The organism is Psychrobacter glacincola, assembly GCF_904846215.1.
In the GTDB taxonomy this organism is placed as follows: domain Bacteria; phylum Pseudomonadota; class Gammaproteobacteria; order Pseudomonadales; family Moraxellaceae; genus Psychrobacter; species Psychrobacter glacincola.
Map to the genome: position 1 here is coordinate 26,580 of NZ_CAJGZK010000002.1, position 15,260 is coordinate 41,839.

10 protein-coding genes and 2 tRNA genes are annotated in these 15,260 nt (G+C 42.9%); 11 read left to right on the plus strand and 1 reads right to left on the minus strand.

Going from position 1 to position 15,260, the window contains the following annotated elements:
• Window positions 1-183: 183 nt before the first annotated feature.
• Window positions 184-2,280: a methionine--tRNA ligase gene (metG, locus tag JMW90_RS01260; RefSeq protein ID WP_201561317.1), complete on the plus strand. Its 2,097-nt coding sequence runs from the start codon at window positions 184-186 to the stop codon at window positions 2,278-2,280.
• Window positions 2,281-2,703: 423 nt separating this feature from the next.
• On the opposite strand, the gene JMW90_RS01265 is transcribed toward metG, so the two are convergent.
• Window positions 2,704-3,147, minus strand: a complete 444-nt coding sequence (locus JMW90_RS01265) for a hypothetical protein (protein ID WP_201561318.1) — start codon at window positions 3,145-3,147, stop codon at window positions 2,704-2,706.
• A gap of 404 nt (window positions 3,148-3,551) precedes the next feature.
• Between JMW90_RS01265 and JMW90_RS01270 the strand changes: the two genes are divergently transcribed.
• From JMW90_RS01270 to JMW90_RS01310, 10 genes are all read left to right on the plus strand, one after another.
• Window positions 3,552-4,601, plus strand: a complete 1,050-nt coding sequence (locus tag JMW90_RS01270; RefSeq protein WP_201561319.1) for an ABC transporter substrate-binding protein — start codon at window positions 3,552-3,554, stop codon at window positions 4,599-4,601.
• Between the two features lie 139 nt (window positions 4,602-4,740).
• Window positions 4,741-5,766 (plus strand): ABC transporter substrate-binding protein, encoded by a 1,026-nt coding sequence (locus JMW90_RS01275; protein ID WP_201561320.1) that lies wholly within the window; start codon window positions 4,741-4,743, stop codon window positions 5,764-5,766.
• A 487-nt stretch (window positions 5,767-6,253) separates the two neighbouring features.
• A complete protein-coding gene (locus JMW90_RS01280; protein ID WP_201561321.1) occupies window positions 6,254-7,153 on the plus strand; it encodes an ABC transporter permease in 900 nt (299 codons plus the stop codon).
• 31 nt (window positions 7,154-7,184) lie between these two features.
• The gene (locus JMW90_RS01285) at window positions 7,185-7,979 is read left to right on the plus strand and encodes an ABC transporter ATP-binding protein (protein ID WP_201561322.1); all 795 of its coding nucleotides are present in this window, start codon (window positions 7,185-7,187) and stop codon (window positions 7,977-7,979) included.
• Between the two features lie 318 nt (window positions 7,980-8,297).
• Complete coding sequence (locus tag JMW90_RS01290; RefSeq protein WP_201561323.1) at window positions 8,298-10,640, plus strand: FdhF/YdeP family oxidoreductase; 2,343 nt, start codon at window positions 8,298-8,300, stop codon at window positions 10,638-10,640.
• Between the two features lie 60 nt (window positions 10,641-10,700).
• The gene (locus JMW90_RS01295; protein ID WP_201561324.1) at window positions 10,701-11,717 is read left to right on the plus strand and encodes a formate dehydrogenase accessory sulfurtransferase FdhD; all 1,017 of its coding nucleotides are present in this window, start codon (window positions 10,701-10,703) and stop codon (window positions 11,715-11,717) included.
• A gap of 1,009 nt (window positions 11,718-12,726) precedes the next feature.
• Window positions 12,727-14,382, plus strand: a complete 1,656-nt coding sequence (locus tag JMW90_RS01300; RefSeq protein ID WP_201561482.1) for a sodium:solute symporter family transporter — start codon at window positions 12,727-12,729, stop codon at window positions 14,380-14,382.
• 90 nt (window positions 14,383-14,472) lie between these two features.
• Window positions 14,473-14,607: a putative transporter small subunit gene (locus tag JMW90_RS13705; protein ID WP_227691821.1), complete on the plus strand. Its 135-nt coding sequence runs from the start codon at window positions 14,473-14,475 to the stop codon at window positions 14,605-14,607.
• Between the two features lie 213 nt (window positions 14,608-14,820).
• Window positions 14,821-14,894, plus strand: a tRNA-Cys gene (locus JMW90_RS01305).
• Between the two features lie 138 nt (window positions 14,895-15,032).
• Window positions 15,033-15,119 (plus strand) — tRNA-Leu (locus tag JMW90_RS01310).
• The last annotated feature ends 141 nt before the right edge of the window (window positions 15,120-15,260 follow it).

The following is a 15,260-nucleotide window of genomic DNA, read 5'->3' on the forward strand; positions in this document are numbered from 1 at the left end:
TTCCCAAAGGCTGCGCAAAATTCATACCAATAGCGCTGTACTCTTCTAAAAGTGAATCAACTATAGCGCTGATTACCGTATTAATTCATAAGGAATATCACAAATTTAGCCGAATTACGGTATCATAGGCACACTTTTTCAATTTCTATTGATAACCAACCCGTTTATACAAAAATATAGGTGATGAAAGTGCGTGAGATTCTAGTAACCAGTGCGCTGCCCTACGCCAATGGTGACATCCATTTGGGGCATCTTGTAGAGTATATCCAAACGGATATTTGGGTGCGATCGATGAAGGCGCAAGGTCATAAGGTGACTTATGTCTGTGCGGATGATGCTCATGGTACTGCAATCATGCTCAAAGCCGAAGACAATGGCGTCACGCCAGAACAGCAAATTGCCAATGTGCAAGCCGCTCATGAAGCCGATTTTGCCAAGTTTTTGATTAATTTTGACAATTATCATTCAACCCATTCAGAAGAGAATCGAGAATTCTCTGAGCTGATTTATCGTCGACTTAGAGATGCCGGTCATATCTCCACCCGTGACGTCGAGCAGCTTTTTGACCCTGAAAAGCAGCTATTTTTAGCCGATCGTTTTGTTAAAGGTACCTGCCCTGAATGCGGCGCTGCTGATCAATATGGGGATAACTGTGAAGTTTGCGGTACGACTTATGACGCGACAGAGCTTAAAGATCCGCACTCTACCTTATCAAATGCGACGCCTATTCTAAAAACCTCAAAGCATTATTTCTTTGATTTACCAGAGTTTGAGCAATTCTTAAAAGACTGGACGCGTAGTGACAATCGTTTGCAAACGTCGGTCGCCAATAAACTGCAAGAATGGTTTGACGCTGGGCTTACCAGCTGGGATATCTCACGCGATGCGCCCTACTTTGGTTTTCAAATCCCTGATACGCCAAGTGATGAGCCAGACAAATACTTCTATGTCTGGCTAGATGCGCCTGTCGGCTATATGGCAAGCTTTAAGAACTTGTGCGATAAGCGCGCTGGTACCGATGATGCGCTTGATTTTGATCATTATTGGGCGCAAGAAAACGAGCATAAAACCGAAGTGTATCACTTCATCGGTAAAGACATTGTTTACTTCCATGCGCTATTTTGGCCGGCAATGCTTGCTGGTAGTGAGCTGCGTACCCCAACTGGCGTCTTTGCTCATGGCTTCTTGATGGTCAATGGCGAGAAGATGAGCAAGTCACGCGGCACCTTTATTAAAGCCGACACTTATGCTGAGCATTTGCATCCTGAGTACTTGCGTTATTACTTCGCCAGTAAGCTGTCTGACAAAGTCGAGGATATCAACCTTGATTTAGAAGACTTTATGCAAAAGGTCAACTCTGACTTGGTCGGTAAAGTGGTCAATATCGCCAGTCGTAGCGCTGGATTTTTGGTCAAAAAATATGATGGTATGCTCACAGAGGTCTGCGCTGAGCCAAGTTTATTAGAAGATATTACCAAAACCGGTGATGAGATTGCTGCCGCTTATGAAAATCGCGAGTTTTCACGTGCCATGCGCCTAATCATGCAATGCGCCGATAAAGCCAATGAATACATTGATGAGAAAAAACCGTGGGCACTTGCCAAGGTTGAAGGGTCAGAGCAAGAAGTTCAAGATGTCTGCTCGGTTGCAATCAATATCTTCCGCCAATTAATGGTATATCTAGCGCCTGTACTGCCTGAGCTGACTGAAAATGCTAGAGAGTTTTTGAACATTGAGAATTTAAGCTTTGCCAGTCGTAATGAGTGGCTACTTGGACATAAAATCAATAAGTTCAAGCCACTCATGCAGCGTATTGAGGAAAAAGACATCGCAGCGATGGTTGATGCCTCAAAAGCGTCGTTAACGCAAACAGAGACGTCAATTACTAATAAAGATAGCAAACTATTCGAAAAAAACGAGCCTGCCGCAGCAACAGATGCTGAGCAAACAGACTATATCGGTATTGATGACTTTGCCAAAGTTGAGATGAAAGTTGCGCACGTTTTAGCCTGTAACCATGTCGAAGGCGCTGATAAATTGCTGCAATTTACCTTAGATGTTGGCGAAGACAAGCCGCGTAACGTATTCAGTGGTATTCGTAAGTTTTATGAGCCTGAGCAACTACAAGGTAAAAAGGTGATTTGCGTGACCAATCTTGCCCCGCGTAAGATGAAATTTGGCATCTCGGAAGGCATGATACTGTCTGCTGGTGACCCAAAAACTGGACTAACGGTCATTACCTTGGCTGATGATGTTAAAATAGGGACGACGTTGGCCTAAAAATATGAGGTGAGGGTTTGTCGAGCCTCTATTTGTGTAAGAAAAACTGTCTTTATCAACATAATGAACGCAGGGATTATCAGAATATTTACCCGTTCATTAGCGCAGATTGAGCCAATTTTTATACGAAAGTTATATAGTCAGGGAAAAGTAATATCGATACATCAAGTACTGCTGATATTACTTTTCCTTGCTTGCTGTAGCTAGCCGACAGAGGCTGCAAAAAATTTATACCAACAGTACTGTAGCGTTTTTGAGATATTTTAACTATAGTGAGTCTAAAGTTCATACCACTACTGTGCTAACGTGGTGAATGTCCAGCAAACCCCAGATAGCCATAAAGAACAACCATAAAAAAACGGTCTGTTTAGACCGTTTTTTTAAAATTGATTTATAAGAGTGGATAAAAAGTAAGCTTTACATTTATCTAGTCAAAATATCGATAATCTGCAACGTATCATTAATCACCGTCACAACTTTATTTTCTGGCGTGCGAATACGAACGTAGCCGTCTTCATTACGGTTTAAAACTACCGAACGATCATAAATGTCTCTGTCTATCTGGCCGACCACTCGGTAATCGTATTTATCAAGACCACGCTTAAATGAAGCGTTAGGATTGGCATGGTGATAAGCGTTAATGTTGGGTTGGGCGTTGCTGCTATAGCCATTTTTGAATTTGTATTTTTCCGACTGGTGACGCTTGAGCTGTACTTGTTCATACTTGTCTTTACTGACATAAGCAGATTTGTCCTTGCCATGCCCATTGCCGTGACCGTTACCTTCTTTTGCAATAGCAGGTAAACAAATCAATGAGGTGGCAGTTATGCCGGCGATGGTTAATAACTTAAGATTAGCAGTGTTCATAATGTCATCCTTAAAATATTCATTTGAGAAAGATTAAGTAGATGTTAGAGTCTGTTAAACATCCACCACGTCAACACAGTAGTGCTATTAACTTTAGACTCACTATAAATTTCGTATTAAAATTAGCTTACGTTAATTATAAAGTGAGTTCGTAATGGCTGCGTTGCTGGTTTGTATGTTTTTTAATCATGATTTCACCAAATAAAACAGTCTTAATAACACCTGCGACGAATACGCTTTAATTTTTTATTGTGATAAGTTACATTTACGACAAGTTATATTACTGTCATTATATGAACATAATGATCAATAGATTGATTACTTTGATGTTAGCCCGTTATCTCAGCATTTACATAACATTGACTTGGGTAACCTGCACTTTCTAACCTATGAGCCACTATAAAATGATTTTTGCTACTACTTTACGCTTTAGCCTATTTGGTGCTGCGATGAGCGCCGTGCTTGGATTATCAGCTTGCTCTAAGCCTGCAGACACGGCGACTACCGCCGATGACAGCGCCAATACTGCTCAAAAACCTGCCAAAACCTTGGCAATCACTCAAATCGTTGAGCACCCATCACTGGATGATATGCGCCGCGGTATCATCGATGAGCTGGCAGATAATGGTTATGTCGAAGGTCAGAATCTAACCGTTAATTTTCAAAGTGCGCAAGGCAATACGGCAACGGCAGGACAAATTGCTAAGCAGTTTGTCGGTGACAATCCTGATGCCATCGTTGCTATCTCAACACCCTCTGCACAATCTATCGTCTCTGCAACCACGACCATACCAATTATATATACTGCAGTCTCAGATCCACTGGGTGCCAAATTGATCACTGCAAATGGTAAACCCTTTCAAAGCAATTTGACCGGATTATCAAGCCAATTACCATTAGAGCCGCAGCTAGATTTGCTACAAAAAATCAAGCCTGACCTCAAAACCATTGGCTATGTATACAGTCCTGGTGAAGCCAACTCTGTATCCTTACGTGATGAGCTGAAAAAAGCGCTGCCAGCACGAGGACTGTCGTTACTAGACATTCCAGCCAACCGCCCTACTGATATCGGTATGGCGACACGCAGCCTACAGGGTCGCGCGGATATCATTTATACCTCATTTGATAATAATGTTGCTTCAGCATTTGAAGCGATGGCACAAGCTGCCAATGAGCTGAAGCTACCTATCGTTGCCTCTGATGAATTCAGTGTCCAACGCGGCGCGACCGCAGCACTTGGCGTCAACGATTATGACTTTGGTCGTACGACAGGTAAGATGGTCTATCGCATCTTAAATGGTGAAGCAGTCAGTAATGTTAAGCCTGAAGTCATGAACGAATTAACGCTTTATGTCAGCCCTAAACACGCTAAAACGCAAGGCGTAGTACTGTCAGATGAGCTGTTGAAAAATGCCATTAATGTCGATGAAAAAGCAAAAACTGCCAGCAAATAATAACTGGCAGATAATAATAAATACGCAGTAGATAGCTTATAATTTATAACAAGCACTGTTTATAACCGCAGTACGCAAGACCCTTTATTTATTTTTTATATAATGTACGGACACATTATTATTTTCAGGAGTCAGACCCATGTTGTATCAGAATCGTTTTGCCAAAGCTCTTTTATGGGGCGGTGTTTGTACCGCTATTTTGACTGGTTGTAATCAGCCGGCAAAAGAAGGTACCGCGACTGATGGTACTGCGGGCGCCGATACCACAACAGAAATGAAAACGGTTGCTATCACTGCGATCGTTGAACATCCAGCCCTTGATGCCGTACGCAAAGGCGTGATCGATGAGCTAAACGAGGCTGGCTTTAAAGATGGCGAGAACTTAAAAATCAACTTCCAAAGTGCTCAAGGTAATACCGCTACTGCCGGTCAGATTGCCAAGCAATTCGTCGCCGACAATTCAGACGTTATCATTGCTATTGGCACCCCATCTGCACAGTCCGTAGCGGCGGCAACCAGTAGTATTCCATTGGTATTCTCAGCAGTTACTGATCCGGTTGAAGCCAAACTGGTCTCAAAGCTTGACGGTTCTGGCACCAATGTCACTGGTGGTTCTGATGCGCTCCCTTATGAGCCACAAATCGACTTGATGCGCCAAATTATTCCTAGTCTCAAAAACGTCGGCTACGTCTATAGCCCAGGTGAAGTCAACTCAACGATTATCCTAAAAAATCTAAAAGAAAAACTGACGCCACTTGGCATCAAAGTACATGAAGCCCCTGCCCAGCGTAGTACTGATATTGCGATGGCAGCACGTAGCCTAGAAGGTAAGGTCGATATGATCTATACCTCAACGGACAATAACGTGGTTTCAGCTTACGAGTCACTATACCAAGCCGCTAAAGAAAGTAAGATTCCGTTAATTGCCTCTGATACCAGCTCAGTTGAGCGCGGCGCCATTGCCGCACTAGGCGTCAACTATTATGATCTTGGTCGTGAAACTGGCAAAATCGTGGTACGTATCTTAAATGGTGAAAAAGCAGGCGCAATTCCCGTATATACGCCAAAAGTTCTTGACTTATATGTCAGCCCAAAACATGCCAAAGAACAAGGTATTACTTTACCGCAAGCGGTTATTGATAAAGCAAAAGAAGTGGTAGAATAACTGCCTTTATATAATCAGTATAAAATAAATAGTAGCCGATAATGTGGATTGAGTAAGACCTCATTATCGGCTACATTGGCTTTACCTTGCTATTTATTGGTACAAATTATTGCTATAGTCAAAATACCCTAAAAACGCTACGGTACTGCTGGTACAAATTTTTTGTAGCCTCTGTCTGCGAAGGCACAGCAAGCAAGAAAAATTGATACCAGCCGTACATAATGTGTCGATATTAATTTTCATTGACTATACAAACAAAACCCAGCTATGTTTCAGTAGGCTGGGCTTGTTGTTTAAAGGCTTTCAATAAGCAAAGATTATGATCATTTATGACCGTGATCGGTTGCGCTTTACCCTAGCTGCAGATTATACAATCTGTTACATTCACCGCCTAAGTGTTTGGCTTGTAGATGACGCTATATACCACTCGTCTCCAGCTTGTAGTATATAGTTCGCTAAACACTTGGTTATGACTTACTGATCTCTTATGTCTTTAATTGCTTTTTTTGGTGCACTTGAAAGTGGTCTGATTTATGGCCTAGTGGCGCTTGGCGTCCTTATCTCATTTCGTACCCTCGATTTCCCTGACTTGACCGCTGACGGTAGTTTTCCGTTAGGCGGCGCTGTCGCTGGTATCTCTATTGTTGCTGGTGTCAATCCTTGGCTTGCTTGCGCCTTTAGTATGCTAGCAGGGTCAATGGCTGGTATCGTCACTGCTTGGTTGCACGTTAAGCTTGGTATCTTGCAGCTCCTTGCCAGTATCTTGGTGATGGTTGCGCTCTATTCTATCAACTTGCGGATTATGGGTGCGCCAAACTTGCCACTGTTGGGTGAAACGACTGTCTTTAGTACTTTGGTCAATGATGGCAATGGCTATTGGATGCGCTGCCTGATCATTGGTATTGTCGTGCTACTGGCCATGTTATTTTTAAATTGGTTTTATAGTACCGAAACTGGTCTTTCGATGCGTGCAACCGGCTCAAACCTACGTATGGCACAAGCACAAGGCATCAACACTTCATGGATGACCATCATTGGTATGGCAATCTCTAACGGTTTGATTGCCTTAGCTGGCGCGCTGTTTGTACAGACCCAAGGTGGCGCTGATATCTCAATTGGTATCGGTACCATTGTTATTGGTTTGGCAGCGGTCATCATCGGTGAGACGATTATTCCAGCTAAACGCATTTGGCTGATTACATTTGCGGTGGTCGTCGGTGCGGTATTGTACAAGCTGTTTATTCAAGTGGCACTATCGAGCGATACCCTGCGCAGTATTGGCTTTGGTCCGCAAGATTTGAACTTGATTACGGCGCTACTCGTGGTATTGGCATTGGTATTGCCAAAAGCTAAAAATAAATTTTTAAGTCGTAAAGTTCGGGCTTAATGTCAATGTGCACCCATAAGGAATCATAATTATGATGCAAGCTACAGATTTGCGGTTGACCTTTAATCCTGGAACGCCTATTGAAAACCCTGCCCTACGTGGTATCAATCTCAATATCGCTGATGGTGAATTTGTCACTGTCATCGGAACCAATGGCGCGGGCAAATCCACCTTTTTAAACGCGGTTAGTGGTACCACTCGCGTCGATAGTGGCTCAATCTTGTTAAATGGCATTGATGTCACCAAAAAGACCGCGCACCAGCGTGCCCATTGGGTGGCTCGTGTATTTCAAGACCCAATGGCGGGAACTTGTGAAGCATTAACCATCGAAGAAAACATGGCGCTTGCCTATAAACGCGGTGGCAAACGTGGTTTAAGTTTTGCTCTAAACCAAAATAACCGTGACTTATTTCGCGAAAAATTGTCAGTATTAAAGTTGGGCTTAGAAAATCGCTTGACTGACCGCATGGGTCTGTTATCTGGTGGTCAGCGCCAAGCCGTTAGCCTATTGATGGCATCACTACAGCCTTCTAAGATTCTATTACTTGATGAACATACTGCGGCGCTTGATCCTAAAACGGCGGCTTTTGTTTTAGAGCTAACAGATAAAATTGTCACTGACAATAAACTTACTACCATGATGGTCACGCACTCGATGCAGCAAGCGCTCGCTCATGGCACGCGTACCGTGATGCTACATCAAGGTCAAGTGGTGCTAGATGTGGCTGGTGATAAACGTCAAGGCATGACAGTGCATGATTTACTCGATATGTTTGAACAAACGCGCGGCGAGAAAGTTGACGATGATAGTTTGATTCTGAGCTAACCGATAACACGTGTTTCTTTGAATATAGATAAAAAACGCCTACGATGAAGTAGGCGTTTTTTAGTTTTGGTTTACTATAAAAATGATCAGCGACGGTTATCCCCATTAAGAATCTAACGTCACCAACTTTTGAATCAACTTACTTTTGATAGATCAAAGCCCTCTATTCATCAGCCACGACTAATTTGCTTTGAGGTTTTTGTTATTGATAAGTAATGATAGCGCCACTTTGCCACTAGCCATTATATAGTAAGCATTTATATATCTACTCTTAGTAAAATAGCCATTATCTATCAGCACTCGCTTATGAGGTTTGTCATGCGCAAAATTCCTGTTTATATCCACCCTGCAGCGGGTTGGCCTGCTCTGATTGCCTCTACGCGTACCTTGATGGATTACAAGGCTTTTTTGCGCGGCAGTATCAGCGTCTTACATAGCAATCAGCCAAAAGATGGCTTTGATTGTCCAGGCTGTGCGTGGCCCGATCACAAATCGCATAAAACCATTGATGTCTGTGAAAACGGTATCAAAGTCATTGCCAGTGAAACGATGAACAGACGAGCAGATGCGGCTTTTTTTGCTAAGAATACGCTCACAGCGCTACGAGGCTGGTCAGGTTATGAGCTTGAACACAGTGGACGCTTATCAGAACCCTTATATTATGATGCAGACCAAGATCGCTATCTGCCGATTTCTTGGCAAGTGGCTTATGAGGTTATCGCGGAGCAATTAAAACAGCTTGATTCGCCAGATGAAGCACTGTTTTATACCTCAGGACGGGTGACCAACGAGCCCGCCTTTATGTTTCAACTATTTGTGCGCTGTTTTGGCACTAACAACCTACCTGATTGCTCAAACATGTGCCATGAGCCAACGTCAGTGATGCTCGGTAAGCAGTTAGGCATCGGTAAAGCCACCGTGATATTGGAAGATTTTGAGCAGGCTAAGCTGATTTTATTGTTTGGGCAAAATCCTGCAACCAATCACCCACGTATGCTTGAGATGCTCGCGCACGCGCATAAGCAAGGCTGCCGCATTATTTCTATTAACCCCATGCGTGAACAGGGTCTAAGCAAGTTTAGAAATCCGCAAAAACCCTCCCATATGGCAGCAGGTCAAAGTGATGAGATGGTCGATGAGGTCATCCAAATACAAATCGGTGGCGATGCGGCTTTACTGACCGGCATCGCTAAATGGCTCACCAAAAACGGTAAAATTAATAATGATTTTATTGAGCAGCACACCTCAGGCTATGACGAACTGGACGCTTGGCTACGTCAGCAATCTTGGACAGATGTAGAGCTTGGCTGCGGTATTAGTAAAGCCGAGATTATTACGCTTGCAAAATTGGTTGCTGACAGCCCAGCGACCATTTGTACATGGGGTATGGGCATCACTCAGCATGTCCAAGGCGAGGATAATGTTGCCATGATTACCAATTTGCTGCTGCTAATGGGTATGATTGGCATTGATGGTGCAGGTGCATCGCCCGTTCGTGGGCACTCAAACGTGCAAGGTGATCGTACAATGGGTATTCATGAACGTCCTAAGCAAAGCCTACTTGACAGCCTTGAGCGCGTTTTTAAGCAGCCGATGCCGCAAGAAGATGGGCTTGATGTGGTCACCGGTGCAAAGGCATTAATAAAAGGCGACATCAAAGCCTTTATCAGTATGGGTGGCAACTATGCGGTTGCAGCACCAGACAAGAGTGCCATTCAAACTGCACTGACCTCTACGCAGCTGAACGTCTTTGTCGCAACCAAACTCAATGAAACCATGCTATATCCGGGTAAAAACAACCTAATCCTACCCTGTATCGGTCGTACTGAACGCTTGATTACTGTAAAAGGTGAGCAATTTGCTACTATTGAGGACTCGATGTGTCAGGTTGTACCGACTAGAGGTCGCCTTGAGCCTATCAGTAACACGCTAAAATCCGAAGCGCAAATCGTTGCAGACATGGCAACTCATGTGCTTGGGGCTGACTCTTCAATTCCTTGGCAAGCAATGAGCGCTGACTTTGATGTGGTTCGTGACTATATTGCGCAAGCGATTGAAGGGTTTGAAAACTTTAATCAGCGTATTCGTGCCGCTGAGCGTGGTTTTCATCTGTATCATTCGGCGCGCCATCGGGTATGGAATACCGAGAGTGGCAAAGCACAGTTTGAAGTGCCGAAATACCCGATTACCTACGTCGCCACGCAAATGCGGCAAACAACATCCAATTATCAAAATAATTCAGTAAACAATCACACCCTTGATATCAGACAGCCTGCTGAGCAAAAAGTATGGCAATTGACCAGCGTCCGTAGTCATGACCAATTTAATACCATGATATTTGGCTTTAAAGATCGCTATCGGCAGACTGATCGTCGTGACGTGCTCTTTATGCATCCAGATGAGATGAGCCGTCTGGGCTGGCAAAAAGGCGATCAGGTCATGGTATCGCGTCAAGACAGCCAGAATGCTAGGCGCACGTTAGGACCTTTGATACTTACTGAGATGGATATTGCGGCTAATGCCGTGGCAACTTACTATCCTGAATGTAATGACCTGCTTGATTTGGACAGTCATGCGCCAGACTCCAAAACGCCTGCTTATAAGTCTGTTACTGTGCTATTGGAGCATCTTGAACAAGGCAGTATAGCAACTGCTGTATGACAGGCATCTCGGCATCAGAACTTTTATTTGATTGACAATAAAGGCTAGTAAGCACTCACAATGGCAAACAAACCTCACTTGGCTGCAGAAGATAGCTTTACGAAAGATGCGCCATTATCACGGCTACATATAGCATATAAGCACAGCTATTTATCAGATACATTTTTGGATACTGCTAAGAAAAATGCGCCGATGAACATTGCTACTAAGTCAGCGATGTTAGCCGTTGAGGCAGCTATAGCCATCGTGATTAATGGCATTCATTACGCTGTTTTGATGGCAAGTCCTTATCAGCTTGAATACCTTGCTATTGGCTTTTTATATAGTGAAGGATTGATTCAGTATAGTCATGAGCTACTGGATTGGAATGTTACCCAACTGACAGACGTTGAAAGTTATCCAAATTTTACGCCTGATTCTTTTATTCAAAATTCTTTTAATGAAGACTCGCTCAGTTCTAGTGTGACTGACGAGCATATGAGCTTAAATCAGCTCACAGAGCAGCTGCAAGACTATGATGTGTATGTGGTTGAGTTGGTATTAAACCAGCGCTGCCATCAGCGTATTCAAGCGCAAAGACGCCAGCTGGCAGGACGCACAGGCTGCGGTATGTGCGGCATCACAGGTCTGAGGCAAGCACTGCCAGATTTAAGTGAATATCAGATAAACAAGCTATTGCTTAGTAGAGCGATGCCCAGTCTTGACGATTTACTGAGCATACAAGTACAAATCAATGCAGCGCAGCATACCCATCAGCTCACAGGCGCCGTCCATGCTGCTGCAACCCTACATAAGCAGAAACTGTACCTATTTGAGGACGTGGGACGTCATAACGCCCTTGATAAGCTCATCGGTTGGCAGTTGCGTCATAAGTCAGAGGTCAATTGCGTGGTGATGACTTCACGTCTATCGATTGAGTTGGTACAAAAATCCATTCGTAGCCGTATACCTTGGCTGATTGGTATGTCTGCACCGACCAGTACGGCGGTACGTGTCGCTGAGCGCTATGGCTTAGGTCTAGGGGGGTTTTTACGTGATAACCGCGTGACTTACTACACAGGTTATGCCGATACTTAAAGCCACCAATTTCTTGCCCAATCTCATGTATAAACACACTCTTTGTCTGACTATTTCTATTAAACTTTATTTTTTAATATCTTCCCCATCTGTCGAACAGACTTTTCAATGGTCAGTTTTATATATCGTTATTTACAAAATTGACAATAAAACTTGTGATTACTAAACTAATAGGTTAGTCTTAAGGCACAAATATGTTACTCATATTTAACATTGCTGTAGTTTTAATTATCAATGCTACGTGTGTCAGGTTAAATATAGTCAAAATACTCTAAAAACGCTACGGTGCTGCGGGTATAAATTTTTTGCAACCTCTGTCTGCTAGCTACAGCAAGCAAGAAAAATTGATACCCGCAGTACATAATGTGTCGATATTACTTTTTACTGACTATAGTTGGACAATTATACCTGCCATCACGATTACGGATTATGTGGATTAGACCATAAGTGAGTAAAACAATACTCGATGCATGGCTAAATACACCTGCTACACGCTATCTAAACCTAGCATAAGTCAAGCACTTACGACTTATCGCTCATCCGTATTATTGCTATAGACGCTTATACCAGCCTTTATGAGCAGCCAGCTATTATAAAATATGCATCATTTGTAGCGTAATGGTTCAGCCATTCACAGACGCATATCGAGCGTTGCCTCTATGATTTAGATGTTTTTCATCAAATCCTAGAGAGACGAATATTGTGCTTTCGCATTCATCTTGTGACGGTTCATATCGTTGCGTGCTACTTACGGTTGACCAATAGGCTGAATAGGTCTTTTTTGCATATCTCATATAATTGATCCACTTTTAAAAGAGTACAGCACTGCTGGGGTTAATTATTCGCAGCCTCTGTCGGCTAGCTACAGCAAGCAAGAAAAATTAGCCCCAGTAGTGCTTTATAATATTTGTATTTCTTTTATTTAGGACTGACTATAGTTTGGGAGAATACGTTTCAATCCAAATATTACTTATAACAATTGCGAGGTAGGAATTTGAAAACTGAGTCATTGTTCCAATTTTCAGCATTAACCATTATTTTGCTATTACTGGCGTTTTATGGTGGTACTTACTTTCTGTCTTTATTAATAAAAAAAGATAAGGAGACGACCTCAGGTTTTATGGTCGCCGGTCACAACGTCGGTTTTGGTATGGGCGCTGCCAGTATGACCGCTACTTGGATTTGGGCGGCATCCTTTTATGCAGCTGCCACGTCCGGCTATAAGTATGGCGTCTCAGGACCACTGCATTATGGTTTTTGGGGTGCCTTAATGATTTTATTCATCTACCCTTTTGGGATGCGATTTCGTGAACTTGCCCCTAATGGACATACCTTGGGTGAGCTTATTCACGCTCGCCATGGCTCATCAAGCCAATTAATTTTAGCCATATCTAACCTTATGGGCAGCTTAATTAGCTTGATGGTCAATTTTACCGCTGCTGGTGCATTGGTGTCAGTATTGTCACCTTTGTCATTCCAAACAGGGGTGATCATCGCCGGTGTCGGGGTGCTAAGCTATACCTTAACCTCTGGATTTCGTGCCTCTGTCTTTACCGATTTTGCTCAATTGGTCGCGTTAATGGCGATTGGTGTCGTCATCATTCCAGCGGTACTGTTTTCCATGGGTGGTCCTTCCGTCATGGTCAGCGGGCTTTCAAATCTAACCTTGCAGCAACAAGATTTTTTTTCGTCTGAAGCCTTTTTTCAGCAAGGTGCGCCTTATTTTGTCGCAGTATTGGCCTATGCTATTGGTAATCAAACCATTACTCAGCGTCTATTTGCCATCGATAAAACCAAGATTAAAGCGACCTTTATTACTGCTACTGTCGGCTATGCCGGTATTGTGATTGGTTTAGGTATGATTGGGCTGATGGCATTAACCATAGGTATTGAGCCGCTCAATGGTAATATGAATAATTTGATTCCGCAAATGGTCAGCACTTATCTGCATCCGGTATTCATCGCCTTATTCTTTATCTTAGTTATTGGTGCCCTGTCCTCAACGGCTGATTCCGATTTATCAGCACTATCTACCATTATGATGGCTGACATTTATGGCAAGAATATTGCCAAAAAAGGCGGCGTAAACCCAAAAACCATGATGCTTGTCGGTCGAGGTACGATGATTGTCGCTACGGCTGCTGGATTGATTTTTGCCAGCTTTAAGCTCGATATTCTCGTGATGTTAGTCTTTGTCGGTGCATTATGGGGTGCGATTGTCTTCCCAGTGATTGCCAGTGTGTTCTGGAATCGCGTGACCAATACTGCCTTTACCTCAGCCGTCATCGTCGGATTATTATTATTCTGTATCGCTCGCTTTGAGCTCATACCTATCATTGGCGTTACGGCGCTGTTTTTTGAAGTATTGGCAAGCGTTGGTGCTGCTGTGGTGATTGGACTGATGGTATTTGGCTTCTTGGGTCGAAAAATGGGTATGGCAGCTGCTGCAATCACTCTGGTACTGATGCTGATATTTGCCACCGGTTTCTTACGTCAATATATGGTGCTGCTTGCTTCACTGACCGCTTATGGTGCCAGTACAATCGTCTGCGTCATTATCAGCCTCATGAGCAACGAGCATTTTGACTTTGACCTTATTAAACAGCGCGTTGGCGACTATGACAATAAACCCAACATACCGCCGACAACCAACGTTCAAAACTAGATTTATATCTTATCGATGTTGTGATTACTTATTTTTCGTCATTTGCTTAATTCATCGTTAATTTTTAATAACTAAAATAAAGGAGTTCACATGGAAACCACATTTTTTTATGGGCTTTATGTCTTAATCTGGCCAGCAATCACGTTAGGTGTGCTGATACTTATTTGTACCGCCACTTATAGAGATGTGAAAAAAGCCGTCCATAACAACAAAAACATCGTTTAGTGATTTTATTGAAATAAGTTTATCGAAATATCGCTGTATTATTAATGAGTGAAAACTTAGCCATAATGCAGTGATAAGTGGTAGATATAGCATTTAAAGGTTATTTATCTATTGATATGGCGATAAATACCCATAACCTGATAAATAATCTGCCTTTATGCGAAAAAGGACTTGTAATTTAACTTAATTTTGCTAATATAGGCATCCTTGATTGGCTGGGTGGCAGAGTGGTCATGCAGCGGACTGCAACTCCGTTAACGCCGGTTCGATTCCGACCTCAGCCTCCAATTATTTAGGTCAAAATTATCTTAGTATCGTATTAATTTTAGCTTGCTTTATTAATATAAATGCTTATAATAGCGACCACTATCTAACAAGTAAAATGCTTATTTATTAGCGCTTACTTAGCAGATAATACAAGTTTTGCCCGGGTGGTGAAATTGGTAGACACAAGGGATTTAAAATCCCTCGCTAGTAATAGCGTGCCGGTTCAAGTCCGGCTCCGGGTACCATTATATAGTCCTATACTACCTTATAGAACAGCTAAAGCCCCTGATATCAGGGGCTTTGTTGTATCTAGCGTTCCATACCGTCCTATGAATCTATTCTAATCCATGCATCTGATGTACACTACTATGTACACTGGTTTTTAA